Source organism: Candidatus Terasakiella magnetica, from assembly GCF_900093605.1.
In the GTDB taxonomy this organism is placed as follows: domain Bacteria; phylum Pseudomonadota; class Alphaproteobacteria; order Rhodospirillales; family Terasakiellaceae; genus Terasakiella; species Terasakiella magnetica.
On the sequence record NZ_FLYE01000023.1, the window covers coordinates 90951 to 111250 of the forward strand.

The following is a 20300-nucleotide window of genomic DNA, read 5'->3' on the forward strand; positions in this document are numbered from 1 at the left end:
TAAAAGGTTAATCCCGTTCGGGTAATTCATTTTTGGTTCTGAGTGCAAATGAATGCAGTGAATCAAAGCTTAAGTTGAGTTCTTTCTCTCGGTTTAGGATTTCTTCAGCTTCACCAAAAACAAAACAGCATACTGATTTTTCTTGCTCCATGCAAAGCTCTAGTTGTGTTTGAAGGAATTTGCCACCTCTAAATTGTTCTAGCTGTTCAACAGTTATGAATGCGCTTACCTTGGCGTTTGGAAAATTGCTGTCTTTGGTTTTAGTTTTAAAGTTGAAATAGTACCGTTTGTTTTCCCACAAGCTTATTGAAGCAAAGCCATAAAAAATTCGTTTAATACCATCAGGTTTAGAATAGCGAATTGGTTTGAAGTGTTGACGATAAGTACGTTTGCCAACACCTGGAATTGTTAAATGATAATTATGTAAATCATCTTCGCTCATGGATAAAAAGCAAGAAACTACTTCTTCTAATTTTGTTGTTTTATGAGGACTGTTTTTTAAAGCCTCTTTCCAAGCGTTAATACGGGATCTTTTATTCGTTATGGTTTTAATATGTGTAGACCATTCCAAATAATCATCAGTCTTGCTCTCGTCTTTATTTGCGACCTCTTTTTGAGGTTTGAAAATATCGACTAAATCATGCTCTTTGAAGTTTCTTGGCTGACCATCATTCTCTTGTTCAAGTTCTTCAACAGCTTCTCTATACTCTACCCAAGGGCAATCTTGCGAATGAGGTGAATCGGAATTAGCTCTAAAGTGAGGGCGGTTTTTAATAGGGTCAACTCCAGGCATTTTCCTGTAATTTACGCCTGTTATATGTGGAGAATATGTGTCTCGACAGTTTTTGTCAGGGCACAAAAAAGTAAAAGGTTCTCTTGGTTCAGCTTGTGCGAAATATTCTTCTCTTGCTTCATAAATATCAACTTCTTTATCAAGCTCGACACAAAATGCACTAGTGATAGCCATTAATAATCTCCATTATTTAACTCAAATCATTGTGTTAGCAGGCATTTGCAAGTTTTTGGCGTGCGCTACGTGGGAGGCTGGTGCAATTAGCGGCTCTTTTTGGGCCAACAAGATCCACAATCCATTGAGCGTGGTCATTCATTACCCGCATTCTACTTTTGGAAAGAGCCAAATATACAGCATCCCCTAATTGTCTATCGGTTACCGTTCCGCTGCGTTGGGCTAACATGAATAGTTCGCTAGAACATATAGGGGAAAGCGAGGGAAATTTTTCTTTGCAAATTCGGTTAGCTTTCTTTTCATCAATCACAGGAATTGATTTATGTGTAACGCAATAAGCCAATGTTGCGGCTTCACCATCATCCAGTGTTGATGCAGCATTTCCTGAAACTAAGCTTTCAAAATGGTTCCAGCAATTGTCTGTCATCGATACTGGTTTTACAGTTTTATCAGATATTAAGGTCCTTAATACGCTTGCATCAGTATGACCATTTTTGTTTCCACGGTCTAATTCACTGAGAATAATTTCATCAACGACGCACGCCAAATTTGGAAATGAAGCAAAAATTTCTTTTGGAATTCCACTGGCGATTAAATTAATTATCACACTAGCATCAACGATGAGTGAAACATTCGGATTAATCGAAGAGAGATGGTGCGTCATCGGCGTCACTCCCATCAAGATCATGGTTGTCCAAAATGTCTCTTAATTCGTGGTGGTCTATATCAAGAAGTTTTACGAGTTGACCTTCACTAAGAAGCTCTTGTTGCCATGCTTGGCATATTAGTGAATTGAGACGATATGTTGTAGGCTTCTCCGATACACCTTGGTCACGGTTGTTAATGGCAAGTTCACCGAGTACTTCAAGGGCTTGTTCATTAGAGATCCCACCATTCATAGTGAACCAATCCCAAGTCCCTTTTTTTATGACTTGCAAATCTTCCAGTTGACGAACGGTAGCTTCTCTAGAGACACAAAAGGTATGAGACAAGATTATAACGTGCCTGCGTGTAAATTGAGTGGCACCAGAAGTAATTTCTTTGAACTTATTGATGAGTGCCCGTGAAGGCATCAAAAATGCTTTAGCAAATGCATTTGCGTATTTTTCTTCTTTAGAAGTTTGAGGGTCATCATCAAATAGAACCTCAGGGACACGTCGAGTAGATACCAAATGTCCTAACTCATGCGCAGCAGTTAGGTTCCTTCTATCTCTTGGATGGTTCCCGTTTAATAATATGCAAGCACCCAATGCATCTTCATATGCAAATAAACCTGAAATACTGCTATCCATTTTTTTAATATAAAGGCGAACTCCAAGGTCAAATTCTAGAATGCTGACAATGTCATGAATTGGAGATTGAGAAAGACCAAGCCATTGTCTCAACTCCAATGCATCTTGCTCTGCTTGTCGTTCCACATTTCCAGGAAGAAGAGGGCGCTCAGGTGGATAGTTTTTAACTCGTTGGACACCTAGCAAATTTTCAAGCTCCACTTCTGCTTTGGCCAGTTGTGTCATGGTGCTGGCAGCTTTTTCTCCAGCATTTGCATGCGAGCTCATTTGCTTACGAAAACGTGGCACGAGATCAACATGAATAGCTTCTTCACGTAATAAACTGTTCACAGAGCAATTATATAAATCAGCTAGCTTTTTTAATTCGGATATTTTGAGTTTACGTTGGCCTTTTTCAATGGCGACAAGGGTTGTTCTCGCTGCATTAATGGCTTCAGAAGCAACAGCTTGAGTTATCTGTTTGCTTTCTCGGGCTACTCTTAATCTATCACCCAAAGTAATAGGGTCTATTTGGTTAAGCTGCATCGGTCATATTCCGGTTTGCCCATTTCCGCAGAAAAGAGTTTTTATCTAGTGATCCTAAAAAGGAATTCCATTCTGCAGTATGTTTTTCAAGTAATTGGGTTTGGTTCTTCATGACTTCGGCTTTGTCCATTTCTAGTGATCGAGCCAATTTACTGGCGTGCATTTTTAGATTTATTAGCTCATCATTATTGTTTAGTAGTTCAGCCATATCTCTTAAATGCGACATGGCAGCAACTGCATACTTTTGATGAGCCTTAAAGTCATGCATTTTTTCAGTTGGTTTAGCTGATCCCAACTCGAATTCTTGGGCATTGAGGTTATTCCATAGGTATTCTTCTTGGTCTTCAAGTTGACCTGCAGCATGAACACTCATTCTTCTTAATAAGCATGCTGCACAGATACCACATTGCCGTATTTTTTTGTTATCAAACGAAGTCTGACTATTTCGTCTCCAGCAGGAGGTGGTTTCTCTCCATTTTTCATTATCGCCAGAAACCTGAATGTATTGAAAAAGTGTTTCACCTTTAGTGTTCCATATTCTTGGTATTTGAAAAGAGAATTTGTGTTGGAACAATGCAGATAAAAATTTCCTCATGTAACTCAAGAAATAAGGATGATTCCTGTAATCAATATAGGCATGAGCCACGGGGACTAATGCAGGCCCTAGAGCTCCTTGACCACTTTCTGGTAGGATAATTAATGATGAATTTGATAAGTATGCTGCTGCGCTTGTTAAAATTGAAAATTTTAGACCTCTAGAACGACCACTATAGTCTTTCTTCTGAGTTGAGTATGAAACAGAATAAGGGACAGAGATGAAAGGTTTTTTTTGTTTTTTTTCTTCTTTTTTTGCGCTGCCTAAGCGTACTCGAACAAGCTTATCACCAAGTTCTGCTTCCGTTAAGCCAGCGACAGAAAGAGAGTCCATTCCGTCGCTATAAGCGAGAATAGCTTGTGGGTTCTTTTTTAGATCTAATTTTGATTGGAAAGGCCATTCAGGTGCAAAAATACGTTGGCGAAAATTAATATTCCAAGTGTCGCCTGTCAATATCCGCAATGCTTGACACAATGCATCTGAAACTTCTGGAGATTGCCAAAGCTCAGGATTGTTTACAGGAAGGGAAATGTTAAATTTTCGAGCCCAAGTTTTTTGTGAGCGGCTTTGTGAAAAATCACAATATTCTACTGTTGCTGCTAATGAGAAGACATCAAAAAGTAAATCATCTTGATTTTTATAAAAATAGCTTGCGAGGTTTTCAGTCGAGAATTTAAGGTTTTCTCCGACAACGCATCCTTCCCATCCATCGGGTGTTCTTTCGTCTGGGCTTTGGACAAAAATATGATGGCAAGGCATTGGAAGTGCATCTAGGTGCTTATAAAGTTTCAAAATGATACTCCTTGGTCAATATCATTTTTCTTAATACTTTTTTGTTTCCAGCTTGAGTTGCCTGAGTTGCTGAGTTCAGAAGTAATTTCATGAAAGGAAGACTGTCTTATTGCTTGGTCTAACCTTGATCGTAAAAAAGTTGAACGAGCCCTGCTATCTTCTCTTAAGTAATGTTCTTCTATAGAACGAACATATCGCATAGAACGTTCTGCTAAAGCATTTTCTACTCCAATTGTAACTGCCATTTCACCACGATTACCGTCTAGAAGAGCTTCCTGAATATGATCAATAAAACGTTCTGACAATTCGTGACCAGAAAATTGTAGTCGATTTTGTTCTAGCTGTTCTACTGGATTATTGGACAACAAATCACCTTGAGGATTTGATAAAATGTCTTTTATTTTATCAATGCTCTCTGATCCATTCTCATATTTGAAATCTGCGGCTAATGCATCTGCTAATGCATCTTTGACTTCAGAAATGGAACAAGCATGTGTATCGCCTTTTTCAGCAACACGTTTCCATGCTTTACGCATATTCAAACTATAGTGTGGGCCATCACTCATTCAAATCTCCTTTGTCAGAATACTATCCATTAAAAGCTGACATTGTCAATAATCTATTTTTAATTGCTGATAAAAGCATCTTATGAGGGTGTTTTTGCCCAGCATGTATTACTTTCAAGGCTTTTTATGCTCTGAATGTTAAAGATATGGAGTTTGTAGAGGGTGTTTTTTGTATTGATACTGATATAAGAATCAGTTTTTGTAACAAGGTGTCAGGATTCTATTAAAACGCTTGCTGACAGAAAGTTTCGTCAGTTGCTAATGCTTGATACATGACCTTTTTCCAGTGATTTGGAAATAAGGTGTTGGAAACTCCAACAGACAGTAAGTAATTTTTGAAATCAGCATGAGGCCAATCGGCCATATAGTTCTGGCGTTGGTCTATTAGTATACTGAGTTCTTCTGCTGCTTCAATACTGTAACGTTTGGACAGAGAGAACTCGTCAAAATGTGTACAGACACGTTCCGCATCGGTTTCTGACCAATGGGCGGGGGGGGGCTGTGAAATACTCAATCACTATTGGAGAACTATGGATGACTTGTGCAGAAATCCATTTTTCAACGAAGAATTTATTATCATCAAAATAGGGGTGAATGACTTGCTCTTCAGCATTTTGTGCTCTGATATGCCCTTTTCCTGTATTACAATCACGACAAGCTGGGACCAGATTTGCAGGTAAAACAGAGAATTGAGGATAGTTTGATTTTGCTAAGTAGTGATCTAATGTTTCTGGATGCCCGATGCCACCACAAAAGGGACATTTCCCATGTGCTGCAACCATGATCTCATCATAAATTGATTTAGCAGGTTGTTTTTGCAGCATACGGTATGTGTATAATTTTGTTAGATCGCTTTTCTTTAAAGAGCCCAAAATTAAAGGATCAGTCCCGCGAGGATGATTGGTATGAGGAAGAGTATAAAGTTGCCCTACATTAGCCTGAGCAATGTATTGAGTTCCTTGATTGTCTATTTCAGAAAGGCAAGTTTTATACTGCGCGTTAAGTGATTCATCTGCGACGCTTTCAATACATGCCATGAAAGATTCCGTCGCGGATTTTTCTGGCAAGTCTAGTTTTTTCATTGTTCAAAGTTGCTCTGATCGCGCTGGAAAATCATCGATTTTAAAATGGCTTGCCCTTCAAAGCCAAGTTGGTTTCCATAATTGTAAATAATTGTTTCATAGGTATCACCTGTTGCAACAGCATCTGCAAGTAATTGATGAAAACCGGATTTTGCAACTTCTAACCCGAATACCTCTCTCGTTAAGACACCAACATTCTCTCCAAAAGTTTCAATTTCTGGCCGACTCGTTGAAACGGATAGTCCCGATCTTGTGATTTTCCATACGCATGATTTTGGAATTTCTTGCAATACAACGGGCGAATGTGTTGCAATAAGAGCCACTCCATTTCGGTCATGCAAAAGTTCACTTAAGGCGCGCGTAAATGCCGATAGCAATGGTGGATGTAAATGGCTTTCTGCTTCATCAATCAGAACAAGCGTTTTTTCTTCAACTGTAGCAACGAGTTTGGTCATGGTTATTAAAACAATTGCATGACCTGAACTCATGCGTTTAATAATTTTTCTTGCAATGACTTTAACTTCTTTTGAAGGCAAATCGGCAAAGCTTCTCAAATTCATGGCTGCAAAATTTTCATCAGACTCAAGGGACGTAATTGCTTTTAACCAGCGTTTTTTCTTATCTTTTTGGCTTAAGCATTGCGCAAGATTTTTGATGAAATCTTTGTGAAGTACGGGCAGGGACTTTAGGGCATCACTGAATTCATCGGATGGATCTTTAAGACCGATATAATAATAGCAGGTGCCTAATGTCGGGTCAGGTTGATCAGCTGGTGGGTCAAAGGGGTCAAATGCACTGAACGAGACAGATACTAGGCTACTGAAATATTCATTATCAATTGGTTCAGGTTGCCAATTCTCATCATCATAAAATGCGCCAGATGCATCATCTCCTTGTGTGAGACCTTCTATCATACCGTTTAATAAAGTCGTTTTTCCAACCCCATTTCGACCAATAATCGCATGGATATTTGTACTAGGTGTTGAAGTTGCTTTTACACGGAATTCAAGAGAAACACCGCCTAGTTTTTCTTCATCAGGTCGTTCGTATGTGAATTTAAAATCAGTTAATGGTGCGCCGCCTGTTAAAATTCTTCTGAATTGCCCTTTAATTGCTGCCATACTTACATCACGCAAAAGCGATGTGCTGAAAACTTCCTCATTAATTGCGACATCAAGGTATTTGTCATTATAGGCAATATCATTGAGTGCAGTAAAAATTGACACTGCTGAGGTATCTGATAATTCAGTACTAATTGTATGATAATATTCAGCACCAAGGCCCAATGAAAAATAGGTTTCTGGTAGTGTTTGAAAAGGGCTAGAAATTGTTGTGTGAGTTGACTGTGTAGTTGTTTGGCCTTTGAAACCAATCTTTACATTACCAATTTCATGACATTTCCCATATTCATCATACAGTGTCAGATAAAACATTGTGACAAAGGAATAGTCATTCCAGTTGTCTCTTTTAAGATACGCAACATTATGCCCAGAGGAAGGAACATATTGCTTGTCTCCAAGAATGAAGAAATTCATTTCAGTCTTCTCCATTTCTGTGGTTTTAATAGAGTTGCCCTATGAACGGCAATTAAAACCAACTGTGCAAAGTTGAGCAATATAATTATGAGAAAAAATTAAAAAAAATCCCCCTAGGTAACCATTCCCAAATTTTGTTACCTAAGATGTTACCTATGGGTAAAAATAGAAAAGACGCTTCAAGGAGCGTCTTGGGTAACTATCTGATTTCTTTGGAGGAAAATGGTGCCCGATCCCGGACTTGAACCAGGGACACGCGGATTTTCAATCCGCTGCTCTACCGACTGAGCTAATCGGGCTTAACCATATTCGACACAGGCTCGGTACGCGCTGTGTGGGAGGGTTTATAGAGAAGGCTTGCGGGTCTGTCTAGACTCTTTTTTAAAAAAATGTCTTATTTTTTCAGATCATAAAACCAGGGCTGATTATGTTCAGCCCGGGTCGTATTCATCCATATCGCTTTCTTCCTCAGAAGCAATTTTATAGCCTTCATTCAGCCATTGCCCAAGGTCCAGATCTGCGCAGCGTTTTGAGCAAAATGGGCGGTGTTTCAGGCTGGCCGGTTTCTGGCAGGTGGGGCATTTCTGCCCTTTTGAAAGGGGGATGGATTCAATCTTTTTATCGGTGCTCATGATTTTCTTTAATCTTGGATTTCATATTCTAAAGGGGGCAGGCTGTTTTTAACGTTGGCTTGGAGTGTATAGCCCAATCTGTTTTTAAGCCACTGGCGCGCAGCAAGGGTACTCGTTTGTGTCCATAGGTCATAGAGCTTTGGGCCGAGGTTAAGGCGTTTTTGTGTGCAGCCTTGGGCCAATGTGCGAATCATTATATAAAAAAACGTCTCAGGGCTGGCTGTAATATCATCCAGACTTTCCCCAAGTCTTTGGCGCGAAACCTCTAAAAGGCCCAGCTTGGTAAACCCATGCACGGTTGTGCGTTCCTCTTTGAGGATTTCCATGCAAGCAGTGCGTAATTTCGTTCGATGGCCCTTGTTTTTAAGGGTGATGAAATCCACAAAAAACTGGCCTGAAAGATTGCGCAATTGAATTTGCTGGGCAAGCTCTTTAAGGGCGGTGAGGTTTACGCGCAGTTTGTTATCTTCTGCCTGCTTGCCATCAAGGCGCTCAGCCATATTCACATCAACGGCAATGAGGGCGGTTGTGGGTTCAATCACGATGTTGCCACCGCCTTTTAAGGCGATGGTTTTTTGTGTGCTTTGTTCAATAAACTCTTCAATCCCTTCCCCCTCAAACAGGGCAGGGGAATTGCTATAATGGGTTGCTGCTGGGTAGTGCTCTTTTAGCTGTTGAAAGGCCTCTATGCCTTCAATGGTGATTTCATCAAAGCTCTCAGGACCTAAGCGTTTAATCAGGCGCGGCCAAGGTGCATCTTCGCCTAAAATGAGGCTCGGGAGTTTTTCTGTTGGTGTTTGAATGGTGTCCCAAAGGGCGCTTAAGTGCTCAACCTGTTCGCGCAGGGCCGCTTCAGTCTTATCTTGTGCATTGGTGCGCACGATGAGCCCATGTTCACTGTCTTCAAATGTATCAGCGAGCATGTTTTTCAGGCTCGTGCGTTTGTCTTCATCGGCAATTTTTCGTGAAATGTTAAGCCCCGCGCGATAGGCAGTGAAAACGCAATCTTCACTTTTAAGGTCAATCTTGCAGGTTAGCAGCGGGCCTTTGCCCCCTTGCCCTTTTTTGCGCAGTTGCACGGTAATGGCTTGGCCCTCATGCAGGGCTTTTGAAATATCATCTGCAAATGTGGCATTAACGGGTAGGAAACCGTTTTCTCCTGTCCCAATATCAACGAAAGCAGCCTGAAGGGTGGGCACAATATTAACCACGCGCCCGCGATAGACATATCCCTCTTCACAGGGGAGCTCATGGTCTTGATGATCTTGTAAAATATGAAGGGCGCAAAGCTCATCGTCTTGCAGGATGGCTGCACGAGTCTCACCGGGGATATGGTCAATCAGCAACCGGCGCATGATCCCTTATCCTTTATGCCCAAGCCCGACGAGAAGGTTCTTTGTCTCACATAAGGAAAGTCCAACTACATTGGAATAAGACCCAACGATCTTTTCAACAAACGCGCCACCAAGCCCTTGGATCGCATAGGCACCAGCCTTACCTTCCCATTCGCGCGAGGCAATGTAGTTTTCAATTTCTTGGTGTGAGAGGCGTTTAAATTTTACAGCCGTATCAATCAGGCGGTTATGGGCTTTGCCGTCTTTATCAACAATGCATAGGCCACCATAAACATGATGGCGGCGCCCTGAAAGCATTTCAAGATATTGGCGCGCCTCTGTTTCATCTGCTGGTTTGGGCAGGCAGCGTCGCCCCACACCCACAACCGTATCTGCCCCAAGGGTCAGGCTGTTGGGATGGTCTTTTGCAACGGCCATGGCCTTGGATTGGGCCAAGCGCGCAGCGAGTTTGCGCGGGAGTTCGTTTTTTAGGGGTGTCTCATCAATATGGGCAGGCGCAATCTCATCGGGGGTGATCCCAATTTGTGCCAGCAGGTCAACCCTGCGCGGAGAAGCGGATGCCAAGATGAGAGTCAATGTTCGAACTCTCTTCTCATGCTTATTTGAAGCGGAAGGTAATGCGACCTTTAGTCAGGTCATAAGGCGTCATCTCAACAGTGACTTTATCGCCTGCGAGAACGCGGATACGGTTCTTGCGCATTTTACCGGAAGTATGAGCGAGAATCTCGTGATCATTTTCCAGCTTTACACGAAACATTGCGTTTGGGAGAAGTTCTGTAACAACGCCCGAAAATTCAATCATGTCCTCTTTGGCCACGGATATATCCTTTATATTTAAGTCAAGCTTGATTGGTGGGGAAAATGCTCGTGAATCCCTTTTAGGTCAAGTGTTTTTTCTATCTTTTTAAGCCATGAGAAACTGCGTGATGGCAGAAAAAACATAAAGCCCATAAAAAAGATGTTGACTTGCTAAATGAGAATGATTATCAATATCGATAACAGCTTATTCAAACGGAGCATTCAAATGTCTAGAACTCACAAGCCAAAACCATCTGTTGTAAATATGGGTACACTTGCCATGGGCGGCGGTTGCGTCCTAGCCAGTACAGTTGCCCCTGTTGCCTGTGTTATCCCTGTTGCCATGTGGGCTGCGACCATGTTGGATCGCCCTTCAAAAAAGGGAAAAGGTAATTTCTCTATGCCTGCAAAACGTCGCAAGAAACTTCTCTAAACCCCTTACCCCATAGAGATTTTTGCGATAGGCATATAAAAGGCACGTTCCTTTTTTCGACATTTGATTTGCCCTCTATTGTCGAAACGGAACGTGTCTTTTTTTATCTGTAGAGTAAAAAGGGGAAAGTCTTTTAAACGTCAGCCATACCATGGCGGGGAAAGACCTGCTTGATCTTCATCATCAATTGATCGCGCACCATGCGATAGGCATCAAGGCGTTGATCGCGGCTACCGGAAGTCAGGCTCGGATCAAACGTATTCCATAAAGTCACATCACAATCCATATAAGACGCCATGTCCAGTGCATGGTGATGGGCCTCTGGGGAAAGGGTGATGATCTGGTCGTAAAAGCTGTCTTCAAGTTGGTCAAAGCTTTTGGGATGGTGGGTGGTCATATCAATGCCGATTTCATCCATAACTTCAATGACGAATCCATCGGTTTCTTGGCCCAAGCGTACACCACAAGAATCCACATATATCCTGCGCCCATGAATGAGCTTCATGATGCCTTCAGCCATCGGCGAGCGAATGGCATTCATGGTGCAGCAAAAAAGAATGGCAGAGGGGAGTTCGCTCACCTGTTATCCTCACTGGCGGATGTGAAGAACGCATACAAGCGTAAAGAGGCGGCGCGCGGTGTCATGGTCCACACGGACTTTTTCTTCAAGACGTTCGCGCAAAATGACAGAACCTTCGTTATGCAGGCCACGTCGACCCATATCAATGGCTTCAATCTGGGCAGGTGAAGAGGTTTTGATCGCTTTAAAATAGCTATCGCAAATGAGGAAATAATCTTTAACGATTTTACGCACAGGCATTAAAGGGACTTTGATCTGGGTGAAATGATCGTTTTCGCCTTCTTTTGCCACATCCAGCACAAGGCGTTTGCCATCTTCAATGGAAAGGTCCACATCGTAAGGGCCTGTTTCATCGCCCACAGGCGCAAAATAGTTTTCTTCCAAAAGGTCGAAAATGGCGACTTTACGTTCATGTTCAACTTCAGGCTTGAGGCGGATGCCATCCAGTTCCTCAATATTGATTTTGGCTATTTTTTGTAAATGATGCACGGTTCTGCATCCCCCTTAAAGACGAGCGCTATTGATTAGCTGCATAAAAGCATAAAGGGGGAATTCTGGGAAGATAGAAAAAACAAATACCCATTGTAAATGTCATTCTAAGCCTGAAAAACGCGCCCCTCGCTTTCACGAGGGGAGGCTATTGTGTGCTTTAGCTCTCTACATTCAAGCGAATGGCAACGGATAGACCGTGGGCATCAAGCCCTTCTTCTTTTGCCAAGGTAACGGCAGCCGGACCAATGGTATTCAGGCTAGGCGCATCACATTGAATGAGGCTGTTGCGCTTCATAAAGTTTAAAACACCCAGACCGGAGGAAAAACGTGCTGAGCGTGCGGTTGGTAAAACATGGTTGGGACCAGCCACATAATCACCAATGGCCTCAGGGGTATAGCGCCCCATAAAGACCGCACCCGCATTGCGGATTTTGCGCTCCAGCTCATCAGGATTATCAAGGGCAAGCTCAAGATGTTCCGGTGCGATGCGATCACACAAAGCCACAGCCTCATCCCAGTCTTTGACCACTACCAAAGCGCCATGTTCTTCCCAGCTTTCTGAGGCGATATCAGCGCGTGGTAGAGTTTCAAGGTGGGTTTCAATTGCATCTTCTACAGCGCGCGCATAATCAGCATCATCTGTAATGAGGATGGATTGTGCGGCGGTGTCATGTTCAGCTTGGGAAAGCAGGTCTGCTGCGATCCAGCTTGGATCATTTTTATTATCGGCAATAACGAGAATTTCACTGGGGCCTGCAATCATATCAATGCCGACTGTGCCAAAAACCTGGCGTTTAGCAGCTGCGACAAAAGCATTGCCCGGGCCCACAATGATATCAACTGGCTTGATGGTTTCTGTACCATAAGCAAGCGCACCAACAGCTTGCGCGCCACCCATGCGGTAAATCTCATCCACACCGGAAAGACGAGCCGCGGCCATCACAAGGGGATTAATGATCCCATCAGGGGTTGGCACCACCATGACAAGGCGATCCACACCCGCCACTTTTGCCGGAATGGCATTCATCAAGACAGATGATGGATAAGCCGCTGTCCCACCGGGAACGTAAAGCCCTGCTGCCTGAACCGCTTTCCAGCGATAGCCCAAGCGCACACCGGCTTCATCGGTATAATCAAGGTCTTCGGGGATTTGTTTGGCATGAAAGGCCTTGATGCGATCTGAGGCGACCTTAAGCGCGTCCATGGCTTCATCAGAAACCTTGGCAATCTCGATATCCATTTCTTCAGCACTGATGGCTAAACCATCAAGGGCAATGTCCATACGGTCGAATTTATTGGTATATTCAACGACCGCTTCATCACCGCGTTTTTTTACATCAACAAGGATGTCTTCAACGATTTTATTAACGTCGGGTGCATCTTCGCGTTTGGCAGAAAGAAGGGCGTTAAACTGGGCTTCAAAATCAGCTTGTGTGGTTTCAAGACGAAACGTCATTGACGGCCTCGCGGAATTTTTCAATCAGGTCTTTAATCTCTTCAGATCGAGTCTTAAGGGCGGTGCGGTTCACAGCCAGTCGTGAGGTGATTTCACAAATCTGTTCCACCTCAACCAAGCCATTGGCTTTAAGGGTAGAACCTGTTGAAACCAAATCAACAATGCGCGAACATAGGCCCATGTTTGGTGCCAGTTCCATGGCTCCATTAAGTTTGATACATTCCGCCTGTACACCACGTTTGGCAAAATATTTGCTGGTGATGTTGGGGTATTTAGTTGCCACACGTACATGAGACCAGCGGCTTGGATCATCATCTTTTGAGAGGTCTTTGGGTTCTGCCACACAGATGCGGCAATAGCCAATCCCAAGGTCGAGCGGGGCGTAAATCTCTGGATAATCAAATTCCAGCAGAACATCACCGCCACACACACCAATTTGCGCAGCGCCAAAGGCAACAAAGGTGGCAACGTCGAAACTGCGGACCCGCACAATCTCAACATGATCATGGTTGGTGGCAAATTTTAACGCCCGTGATTTGGAATCAAAAAAGGCGGCCTCGGGCTCAATCCCGCAGGCTTTTACCAAGGGCATCACTTCTTCAAGGATGCGGCCCTTTGGCAGGGCAATGACCAGTTTTTCTTGTTCAGACATCTGTCTTAATCCACTTATTCTGCCGGAGCGCCTTTTTCACGCTCAATAATCGCACCGCAGGCTGAGAGTTTTTGTTCCAAAGCTTCATAGCCGCGATCCAAATGATAGACGCGGTTTACTATGGTTTCGCCCTCTGCTGCAAGCCCTGCAAGCACCAAAGACATGCTTGCGCGCAAATCAGTTGCCATAACAGGCGCTCCTGAAAGCTGATCAACCCCGCGCACAATGGCTGAGCGACCATGCACATTGACGTCTGCGCCCATGCGTGAAAGTTCAGGCACATGCATGAAGCGGTTTTCAAAGATCGATTCTGTGATCATGGAGGCACCATTGGCAACCGTCATCAACACCATCATCTGGGCCTGCATATCTGTTGGGAAGGCTGGATAAGGCTCGGTCATGATATCAACCCCTTTAAGCGGGCCATCACACCAAACACGAATGCCGTCTTCAACTTCTTCAATATTCACACCGCATTTCGCCATAACTTCAGCAACGGACTCAATGAGGTCAAGGCGTGTACCTGTAAGCGTGATATCCCCACCTGTAATAGCTGCTGCCACGGCGTAAGATCCGGTCTCGATACGATCGGGAAGGACGGAATATTCGGCGGCGTGGAGTTTTTCAACACCTTGGATGCGCAATGTATCACTGCCGATCCCCTCAATCTTGGCGCCCATGGCAACAAGACAGTTGGCAAGATCGGTAATTTCTGGCTCTCGTGCAGAGTTGGAAAGGATGGTTTCACCCTCAGCCAAGGTTGCCGCCATCAAGAGGTTTTCAGTTGCTCCAACCGAGACCATAGGGAAGGTGATATGCGCCCCTTTAAGCCCGTCAGGGGCTTGGGCCATAATATAGCCTTCTTGGAGTTCAATCTCAGCGCCCATTTGTTCAAGGGCAGATAGGTGAATATCAACCGGGCGTGTGCCAATGGCGCAGCCACCGGGCAGGGAAACCTTGCCTTTACCATAGCGTGCCAGCAGCGGGCCAAGCACCAAAACAGAGGCACGCATACGGCGCACCACTTCATAAGGGGCAACGGTTTTGCCCACATCATGGGCGGTCAGTTCAAACACCCGACCCATATGGCCATCATTGGGGTTATGCCCGTTCATGCCCACTTCCACACCTAGCTCAGCCAGCAGGTGGGTCATGGTAGTGATATCCACCAGATGGGGCAGGTTAGACAGCGTCAAGGTCTCTTCAGACAGAAGAGAGGCCGCCATCAAGGGAAGGGCTGCGTTTTTCGCGCCGCCGATGCGAATGGACCCTCGCAGGCGTTGTCCGCCGCGAATGTGAATTCTGTCCATGGGGTATCCTTATAGTTTGGGCAATGTAACGCCGCGTTGACCCTGGTACTTCCCTTTGCGATCGGCATAGGAAGTTTCACAAATCTCGTCGGCTTTTAAAAAGATGAACTGGCATGCGCCTTCATTGGCGTAAATTTTGGCAGGCAGCGGCGTGGTGTTGGAAAATTCCAACGTCACATGACCTTCCCATTCTGGCTCAAGCGGGGTGACATTCACAATGATGCCACAGCGCGCATAGGTCGATTTCCCAAGGCAGATGACCAAGGTGTCGCGCGGAATGCGAAAATATTCCACCGTATGGGCAAGGGCAAAGCTGTTGGGCGGGATGATGACACAATCTTGATCACGCGTGACAAAACACTCGTCATCAAAGTTTTTCGGGTCCACAACCGCAGAATCTACATTAGAGAAGATTTTAAAGTCACTGGCCACGCGGGCATCATAACCGTAGGAAGACAGACCATAAGAAATCACGCCGTCACGGTTAAGACCGTCAACGAACGGTTCAATCATACCGTCTTTGAGCGCACGTTCGCGGATCCACTTATCGGGAAGAACAGCCATGCTGGGATTTCCTGCATTGATGAGTTTGAAATTTCACAGGACTTTTTAAAGCAAACGCGCCGGACTCACAAGGGAAGAAATGTGGGTAAAAACCAGCTCTCTTGCTTGGGGAGGCTATTTATCTGTCTGTGGCTCGTCAGACTCGCTTTTGCGCACCCTTGATTGGGATTTACGCTTGCGCAAATTGGCCCGTAAAGCTTCAGCAAGACGGTCTTTTTTCACCTGCTGTTCAACTTCGCGACCTTTGGTCAATGTGGGTTTACTTTTTTCCATGGCCCTTTAGGTACCCGATTGTGCAAAAACGCTCAAGCAAAACTATGCCCAGATGAAAAAAGAACTTGAACCCAACACCTGCCTATGCGATAAGCCCGCCCACACAAATGTCACATATGCTGATGTAGCTCAGTGGTAGAGCACTCCCTTGGTAAGGGAGAGGTCGGAAGTTCAATCCTTCTCATCAGCACCATTATCAAAGCCTCAAGGTTAACGCCTTGGGGCTTTGTTTTTGATTCATGGGATAAAACAGGCTAAGGTTGGGCTCTGTTTTGTTTAGGGTGAGTTTGATGCGTTTTCTTTTGCTGGTTATCTCTTTGTTTTTAACAGGGGCTTTGGTTCAGGTTCAAGCTTCAACCCTTGATGACATTCGTGAGCGCGGGCATGTGACATGTGGGGTTGATGAGCAGCATTTTGGCTTTGCTTATCTGAATGAAATGGGAAAATGGCAAGGTTTTGAGGTGGATTATTGTCGGGCCTTGGCGGTCGCGGTTTTTAATGATCCTTTAAAAGCGCAATTTATCCCTTTAAATGCCCAGACCCGTTTTACAGCCCTTCAACAAAAGCAAATTGATGTTTTGTTGCGCTCCACCACCTGGACTTTTACGCGCGATAGCTCCCTTGGGCTTGATTATCCCGGTGTGACTTTTTACGATCAATTGGGCATGCTTGTGCATAAATCAATTGGGGTGGACAGGCTTGATGCGGTGAAAAAAGGGACTGTCTGTGTGGCTGCGGGCACAACTACCTTGGAAACCGTGCGTGAATATGTGGAAAAGACCAAAAAAGACGTTAAGATTAAGATGTTTAATTCGCGCGAAGGGTTGAATAACTTTTTCTTTTCCGGTCAGTGCGACCTTTATGCGGCAGATCAATCAGCGCTGACTGCAATTGTGTCCATCAGTGCACCTAATCCACAAGATTATAAGTTTTTAAAAACCACCTTGTCTAAAGAACCGCTTGGCCCTGTGGTGCGCGATGATGATGGGGAATGGTATGATATTGTGAAATGGCTGGTCTATGGGCTGATTGAGGCAGAAGAGCGCGGCATTACACAAGCCAATGTGGATGACATGAAGCAGACCAATAGCCGTGTGGTGCGCTTTATGTTGGGGCAGAATAGCGGGCTTGGCAAACCCTTGCGCCTTGAGGAAGAATGGCTTGCCAATGTGATCCGTGTATTGGGGAATTATGGTGAGTTTTTTGAGCGCAACCTTGGTCAGGCCAGCGCGTTAAAGATGGAACGTGGCTTAAATGCCCTGTGGCATGAGGGCGGGCTGATGTATGCCATGCCAATCAGGTAAGCGTTATTTAAACGCGTGCCACATATAACGGATGATCTTTTTGGCCTCGGCCTCACCAATGGTGTCGCGCTCTTCAAAAGAGGGCATGTCGGTATGGACATTGCGCCCGCCTTCACGGATCGTCCACATGAGATATTCATCTGAGACAATACGCTTTTGCATGGCGTCTAAAAGGTTGGCAGGCGGTGGCATAAGGTCTTGGCCCGCCTCACCATTGCCATCCCCATCAACGCCATGACAGGTCGCACAATGTTGTTCAAACAGTTCTTCACCTTCTTCAATATGACCATGCGCTTCACTTGGTGAGGAAGCGCACATCATAAGGCCACAAATGAGGGCAAAGCGGCTTAGCTTAACCATGGCAGTGTTTGAACTTTTTACCTGACCCGCAAGGACAAGGTGCGTTGCGTGAGACCTTGCCCCATGTATCTTGGTCGTTCGGGTCAATATGGTCTGCTGGTTTGTTAGAACGCACCGTCGCAGCGCCATATTCTGGGCTGTCACCTTGATCGGCGGCTAAGGCCGGGTCTTGGCGGCTTTCAGTCATTTCTTGGTCTGCATGCTGGTTAAAGGCTTCCAGCTCTTCATCAGCAGACCCGACTTGCAGTTCAACATGGGCCAAAAGCGTGATGACACGATCGCGCAGGATGGAGATCATCTCTTCAAACAGGTTGAAGGCTTCGGCCTTATATTCGTTAAGAGGATCGCGCTGGGCATAAGCACGCAGGCCAATGCCTTGACGCAAATGGTCAAGGGCAAGTAGGTGTTCTTTCCAGATGGTATCCAGCAGTTGCAACAAAACGGATTTTTCAACAGAACGCCAGACGTCTTCGCCGTAATTGGCAACCTTAGCCGCCATTTTACGGTCTGTTTCATCCAAAATGCGTTCGCGAATTTCTTCGTTGGCAACGCCTTCTTCTTTTGCCCAGTCTTTAAGCGGTAGGTCCATGTTAAAGACGCGCAAAATTTCTTCATGCAGGCTGTCCGTATCCCATTGTTCAGCATAAGCTTTTTCAGGGATACATTTATCGACAATATCATCGATCACTTCATGGCGCATGTCTTGGATATGTTCAGAAACATCATCGGTGGACATCATTTCACGACGCTGTTCAAAGATCACTTTACGCTGATCATTCATCACATCGTCAAACTTCAACAATTGCTTACGCATGTCGAAGTTGCGCCCCTCAACTTTCTGCTGGGCTTTTTCAAGGGCTTTGTTGATCCAAGGGTGAACAATGGCTTCGCCATCTTCAAGGCCCAGTTTGGTCAACATGCTGTCCATACGCTCTGAACCAAAGATGCGCATCAAGTCATCTTCTAGTGAGAGGAAGAATTTAGAGGCACCCACATCACCTTGACGACCAGAACGGCCGCGCAGTTGGTTATCAATACGGCGACTTTCATGGCGCTCAGTACCAAGCATGAAGAGACCACCTGCATCCAGTGCAACCTTTTTGTCTTTGGCAATTTCTTCTTGGATTTTTACGATCTTATCTTCAGATGGGTTTTCGCCCAATTCTGTTTTAATGCGCATGTCCAAGTTACCGCCAAGCTGGATATCGGTACCACGACCCGCCATGTTGGTGGCGATTGTTACCGCACCGGGCACACCGGCTTGGGCCACGATATAGGCTTCACGCTCATGCTGTTTGGCGTTGAGGACTTCGTGTTTAACTTTCTTTTTCTTTAGTGCAGCTGAAATTTCTTCTGATTGCTCAATAGAAACTGTCCCGACAAGGATCGGCTGCTTGCGCTCATGACATTCGATGATCTGCTCAAGGATGGCGTTAATTTTTTCACCACGGCTGCGATACACTTCATCGTCATAATCTTTACGGGCCAAAATGCGGTTGGTCGGCATGTCGACAACTTCAAGCTTATAAATTTCTGCAAATTCGCCCGCTTCGGTCATGGCTGTACCCGTCATGCCCGATAGTTTTGGATAGAGGCGGAAGTAGTTCTGGAAAGTAACCGAGGCTAACGTCTGGTTTTCTTGTTGAACGGCGACCTTTTCCTTGGCTTCAAGGGCTTGATGCAGACCGTCTGAATAACGACGTCCTTCCATCACACGACCTGTGAATTCATCAACGATCATGACCTTGCCGTCTTTCACCAGATAATCCACCCCATTGGTGAAAATATGGTGGGCGCGCAGGGCTGAGTTTACATGGTGAAGCAAAGAAACGTTGGAAAGGTCGTAAAGACCACCGGATTCTAACAAGCCCGCATCGCGCAGCAAGACTTCTGCTGTTTCCATACCTTTTTCAGAAAGGGCAACGGATTTAACTTTCTCGTCTCTCTCATAATCATCTTCTGACAGATGCGGGATGATGCTGTCCACAACACCATAAAGCTCTGAGCTATCATCAGAGGGGCCGGAAATAATCAATGGTGTACGGGCTTCATCGATTAGGATGGAATCGACCTCATCGACCACGGCGAAGTTGAAGGGGCGTTGCACCATGGTTTCAAGGCTGAATTTCATGTTATCGCGCAGATAATCAAACCCAAGCTCGTTGTTGGTCGCATATGTAATGTCACAGGCATAAGCTTCTTGGCGCTGGACATCATCCATTTCATTTAAGATGCAGGAAGTCGTCATGCCAAGGAAGGTAAAGACCTTGCCCATCCAGTCACTATCGCGTTTTGCCAGATAGTCGTTGACGGTCACCACATGCACACCCTTACCATCAAGGGCATTGAGGTAGGCAGCGAGTGTGGCAACAAGGGTTTTACCTTCACCTGTTGCCATTTCGGCAATTTGTCCGCGGTGCAGAACAATCCCACCAAGAAGCTGCACATCGTAATGGCGCTGTCCTAAAGATCGTTTTGCGGCTTCGCGCACGGTTGCAAAAGCATCCACCAGCACATCATCAAGGGTTTCACCATCAGCAATACGTTTGCGCAACCAATCTGTGCGCGCGCGTAATTCATCGTCGCTTAAAGGCTCGACGTCTGCTTCTAAAGCATTGATGGCATCAACGTCTTTTTGTAGACCTTTAATATAGCGTTCGTTAGCAGTGCCGAAAAGCTTGCGGGCAATAGCGCCAAACATGGAAATCCCCTGAGTAAAAATAGTATATCTGATCGT

At 45.0% G+C, this 20300-nt stretch carries 22 protein-coding genes and 2 tRNA genes; 3 read left to right on the forward strand and 21 right to left on the reverse strand.

Annotated features, from left to right (window positions below):
* Nucleotides 1–7: 7 nt before the first annotated feature.
* The 12 genes from MTBPR1_RS09705 to infA all read right to left on the reverse strand — a co-directional run bounded on the left by MTBPR1_RS09705 (nucleotide 8) and on the right by infA (nucleotide 10158).
* Nucleotides 8–967 carry a hypothetical protein gene (locus MTBPR1_RS09705; RefSeq protein WP_069188820.1) on the reverse strand — a complete coding sequence of 320 codons (960 nt, stop codon included), beginning with the start codon at nucleotides 965–967 and terminating at the stop codon, nucleotides 8–10.
* Nucleotides 968–1001: 34 nt separating this feature from the next.
* Entirely contained in the window at nucleotides 1002–1631 is a 630-nt protein-coding gene (locus tag MTBPR1_RS09710; RefSeq protein ID WP_069188821.1) for a PIN domain-containing protein, read from the reverse strand.
* On the reverse strand, nucleotides 1606–2784 hold the full coding sequence (locus MTBPR1_RS09715; protein ID WP_069188822.1) for an XRE family transcriptional regulator: 1179 nt from the start codon (nucleotides 2782–2784) through the stop codon (nucleotides 1606–1608). The genes MTBPR1_RS09710 and MTBPR1_RS09715 overlap by 26 nt, the downstream gene beginning before the upstream one ends.
* On the reverse strand, nucleotides 2774–4171 hold the full coding sequence (locus MTBPR1_RS09720; RefSeq protein WP_083223016.1) for a 7-cyano-7-deazaguanine synthase: 1398 nt from the start codon (nucleotides 4169–4171) through the stop codon (nucleotides 2774–2776). The genes MTBPR1_RS09715 and MTBPR1_RS09720 overlap by 11 nt, the downstream gene beginning before the upstream one ends.
* Nucleotides 4168–4737 (reverse strand): hypothetical protein, encoded by a 570-nt coding sequence (locus MTBPR1_RS09725; protein WP_069188823.1) that lies wholly within the window; start codon nucleotides 4735–4737, stop codon nucleotides 4168–4170. The genes MTBPR1_RS09720 and MTBPR1_RS09725 overlap by 4 nt, the downstream gene beginning before the upstream one ends.
* A 443-nt stretch (nucleotides 4738–5180) precedes the next feature.
* Nucleotides 5181–5819 (reverse strand): HNH endonuclease, encoded by a 639-nt coding sequence (locus MTBPR1_RS09730; protein ID WP_083223017.1) that lies wholly within the window; start codon nucleotides 5817–5819, stop codon nucleotides 5181–5183.
* Nucleotides 5816–7354, reverse strand: a complete 1539-nt coding sequence (locus MTBPR1_RS09735) for an AAA family ATPase (RefSeq protein ID WP_069189029.1) — start codon at nucleotides 7352–7354, stop codon at nucleotides 5816–5818. The genes MTBPR1_RS09730 and MTBPR1_RS09735 overlap by 4 nt, the downstream gene beginning before the upstream one ends.
* Nucleotides 7355–7577: 223 nt before the next feature.
* Nucleotides 7578–7653, reverse strand: a tRNA-Phe gene (locus MTBPR1_RS09740).
* Between the two features lie 132 nt (nucleotides 7654–7785).
* Complete coding sequence (locus MTBPR1_RS09745) at nucleotides 7786–7986, reverse strand: DNA gyrase inhibitor YacG (RefSeq protein ID WP_069188824.1); 201 nt, start codon at nucleotides 7984–7986, stop codon at nucleotides 7786–7788.
* A gap of 8 nt (nucleotides 7987–7994) precedes the next feature.
* Nucleotides 7995–9341 carry a ribonuclease E/G gene (locus MTBPR1_RS09750; protein ID WP_069188825.1) on the reverse strand — a complete coding sequence of 449 codons (1347 nt, stop codon included), beginning with the start codon at nucleotides 9339–9341 and terminating at the stop codon, nucleotides 7995–7997.
* Nucleotides 9342–9347: 6 nt separating this feature from the next.
* Nucleotides 9348–9905: a Maf family protein gene (locus MTBPR1_RS09755; RefSeq protein ID WP_240492879.1), complete on the reverse strand. Its 558-nt coding sequence runs from the start codon at nucleotides 9903–9905 to the stop codon at nucleotides 9348–9350.
* Nucleotides 9906–9939: 34 nt separating this feature from the next.
* The gene (gene infA / locus MTBPR1_RS09760; protein ID WP_028879425.1) at nucleotides 9940–10158 is read right to left on the reverse strand and encodes a translation initiation factor IF-1; all 219 of its coding nucleotides are present in this window, start codon (nucleotides 10156–10158) and stop codon (nucleotides 9940–9942) included.
* 207 nt (nucleotides 10159–10365) lie between these two features.
* Between infA and MTBPR1_RS09765 the strand changes: the two genes are divergently transcribed.
* Nucleotides 10366–10572: a hypothetical protein gene (locus tag MTBPR1_RS09765; protein WP_126465153.1), complete on the forward strand. Its 207-nt coding sequence runs from the start codon at nucleotides 10366–10368 to the stop codon at nucleotides 10570–10572.
* Nucleotides 10573–10705: 133 nt separating this feature from the next.
* Here MTBPR1_RS09765 and MTBPR1_RS09770 read toward each other — a convergent pair whose 3' ends face one another.
* From MTBPR1_RS09770 to MTBPR1_RS18130, 7 genes are all read right to left on the reverse strand, one after another.
* Nucleotides 10706–11152 carry an arsenate-mycothiol transferase ArsC gene (locus MTBPR1_RS09770; protein WP_069188828.1) on the reverse strand — a complete coding sequence of 149 codons (447 nt, stop codon included), beginning with the start codon at nucleotides 11150–11152 and terminating at the stop codon, nucleotides 10706–10708.
* A 9-nt stretch (nucleotides 11153–11161) separates the two neighbouring features.
* Complete coding sequence (locus tag MTBPR1_RS09775) at nucleotides 11162–11641, reverse strand: UPF0262 family protein (protein ID WP_069188829.1); 480 nt, start codon at nucleotides 11639–11641, stop codon at nucleotides 11162–11164.
* 160 nt (nucleotides 11642–11801) lie between these two features.
* Nucleotides 11802–13100, reverse strand: a complete 1299-nt coding sequence (gene hisD, locus MTBPR1_RS09780) for a histidinol dehydrogenase (RefSeq protein ID WP_069188830.1) — start codon at nucleotides 13098–13100, stop codon at nucleotides 11802–11804.
* On the reverse strand, nucleotides 13084–13752 hold the full coding sequence (gene hisG, locus MTBPR1_RS09785; protein ID WP_069188831.1) for an ATP phosphoribosyltransferase: 669 nt from the start codon (nucleotides 13750–13752) through the stop codon (nucleotides 13084–13086). The genes hisD and hisG overlap by 17 nt, the downstream gene beginning before the upstream one ends.
* A gap of 14 nt (nucleotides 13753–13766) precedes the next feature.
* On the reverse strand, nucleotides 13767–15062 hold the full coding sequence (gene murA, locus MTBPR1_RS09790; protein ID WP_069188832.1) for a UDP-N-acetylglucosamine 1-carboxyvinyltransferase: 1296 nt from the start codon (nucleotides 15060–15062) through the stop codon (nucleotides 13767–13769).
* A gap of 9 nt (nucleotides 15063–15071) precedes the next feature.
* Nucleotides 15072–15626 carry a dCTP deaminase gene (gene dcd / locus MTBPR1_RS09795; RefSeq protein ID WP_069188833.1) on the reverse strand — a complete coding sequence of 185 codons (555 nt, stop codon included), beginning with the start codon at nucleotides 15624–15626 and terminating at the stop codon, nucleotides 15072–15074.
* Between the two features lie 114 nt (nucleotides 15627–15740).
* Nucleotides 15741–15899, reverse strand: a complete 159-nt coding sequence (locus MTBPR1_RS18130) for a hypothetical protein (protein ID WP_165602653.1) — start codon at nucleotides 15897–15899, stop codon at nucleotides 15741–15743.
* A 118-nt stretch (nucleotides 15900–16017) separates the two neighbouring features.
* Between MTBPR1_RS18130 and MTBPR1_RS09800 the strand changes: the two genes are divergently transcribed.
* Both MTBPR1_RS09800 and MTBPR1_RS09805 read left to right on the forward strand, forming a co-directional pair.
* Nucleotides 16018–16092, forward strand: a tRNA-Thr gene (locus MTBPR1_RS09800).
* Between the two features lie 97 nt (nucleotides 16093–16189).
* Nucleotides 16190–17203 (forward strand): amino acid ABC transporter substrate-binding protein, encoded by a 1014-nt coding sequence (locus MTBPR1_RS09805; RefSeq protein ID WP_069188834.1) that lies wholly within the window; start codon nucleotides 16190–16192, stop codon nucleotides 17201–17203.
* Nucleotides 17204–17206: 3 nt separating this feature from the next.
* Here the strand turns inward: MTBPR1_RS09805 and MTBPR1_RS09810 are convergent, their stop codons facing one another.
* On the reverse strand, nucleotides 17207–17563 hold the full coding sequence (locus MTBPR1_RS09810; protein WP_069188835.1) for a c-type cytochrome: 357 nt from the start codon (nucleotides 17561–17563) through the stop codon (nucleotides 17207–17209).
* Nucleotides 17556–20264, reverse strand: a complete 2709-nt coding sequence (gene secA, locus MTBPR1_RS09815; RefSeq protein WP_069188836.1) for a preprotein translocase subunit SecA — start codon at nucleotides 20262–20264, stop codon at nucleotides 17556–17558. Before secA ends, MTBPR1_RS09810 begins: the two co-directional genes overlap by 8 nt.
* Nucleotides 20265–20300: the final 36 nt, after the last annotated feature.

What these genes read in the sequence shown, in the direction of transcription:
- MTBPR1_RS09715 (WP_069188822.1), bottom strand. Translation starts at nt 2,784, where the DNA reads ATGCAGCTTAACCAAATAGACCCTATTACTTTGGGTGATAGATTAAGA.
- MTBPR1_RS09705 (WP_069188820.1), bottom strand. Translation starts at nt 967, where the DNA reads ATGGCTATCACTAGTGCATTTTGTGTCGAGCTTGATAAAGAAGTTGAT.
- MTBPR1_RS09730 (WP_083223017.1), bottom strand. Translation starts at nt 5,819, where the DNA reads ATGAAAAAACTAGACTTGCCAGAAAAATCCGCGACGGAATCTTTCATG.
- MTBPR1_RS09710 (WP_069188821.1), bottom strand. Translation starts at nt 1,631, where the DNA reads ATGACGCACCATCTCTCTTCGATTAATCCGAATGTTTCACTCATCGTT.
- MTBPR1_RS09765 (WP_126465153.1), top strand. Translation starts at nt 10,366, where the DNA reads ATGTCTAGAACTCACAAGCCAAAACCATCTGTTGTAAATATGGGTACA.
- hisD (WP_069188830.1), bottom strand. Translation starts at nt 13,100, where the DNA reads ATGACGTTTCGTCTTGAAACCACACAAGCTGATTTTGAAGCCCAGTTT.
- MTBPR1_RS09735 (WP_069189029.1), bottom strand. Translation starts at nt 7,354, where the DNA reads ATGAATTTCTTCATTCTTGGAGACAAGCAATATGTTCCTTCCTCTGGG.
- hisG (WP_069188831.1), bottom strand. Translation starts at nt 13,752, where the DNA reads ATGTCTGAACAAGAAAAACTGGTCATTGCCCTGCCAAAGGGCCGCATC.
- MTBPR1_RS09725 (WP_069188823.1), bottom strand. Translation starts at nt 4,737, where the DNA reads ATGAGTGATGGCCCACACTATAGTTTGAATATGCGTAAAGCATGGAAA.
- MTBPR1_RS09810 (WP_069188835.1), bottom strand. Translation starts at nt 17,563, where the DNA reads ATGGTTAAGCTAAGCCGCTTTGCCCTCATTTGTGGCCTTATGATGTGC.
- MTBPR1_RS09745 (WP_069188824.1), bottom strand. Translation starts at nt 7,986, where the DNA reads ATGAGCACCGATAAAAAGATTGAATCCATCCCCCTTTCAAAAGGGCAG.
- secA (WP_069188836.1), bottom strand. Translation starts at nt 20,264, where the DNA reads ATGTTTGGCGCTATTGCCCGCAAGCTTTTCGGCACTGCTAACGAACGC.
- dcd (WP_069188833.1), bottom strand. Translation starts at nt 15,626, where the DNA reads ATGGCTGTTCTTCCCGATAAGTGGATCCGCGAACGTGCGCTCAAAGAC.
- MTBPR1_RS18130 (WP_165602653.1), bottom strand. Translation starts at nt 15,899, where the DNA reads ATGGAAAAAAGTAAACCCACATTGACCAAAGGTCGCGAAGTTGAACAG.
- murA (WP_069188832.1), bottom strand. Translation starts at nt 15,062, where the DNA reads ATGGACAGAATTCACATTCGCGGCGGACAACGCCTGCGAGGGTCCATT.
- MTBPR1_RS09805 (WP_069188834.1), top strand. Translation starts at nt 16,190, where the DNA reads ATGCGTTTTCTTTTGCTGGTTATCTCTTTGTTTTTAACAGGGGCTTTG.
- MTBPR1_RS09750 (WP_069188825.1), bottom strand. Translation starts at nt 9,341, where the DNA reads ATGCGCCGGTTGCTGATTGACCATATCCCCGGTGAGACTCGTGCAGCC.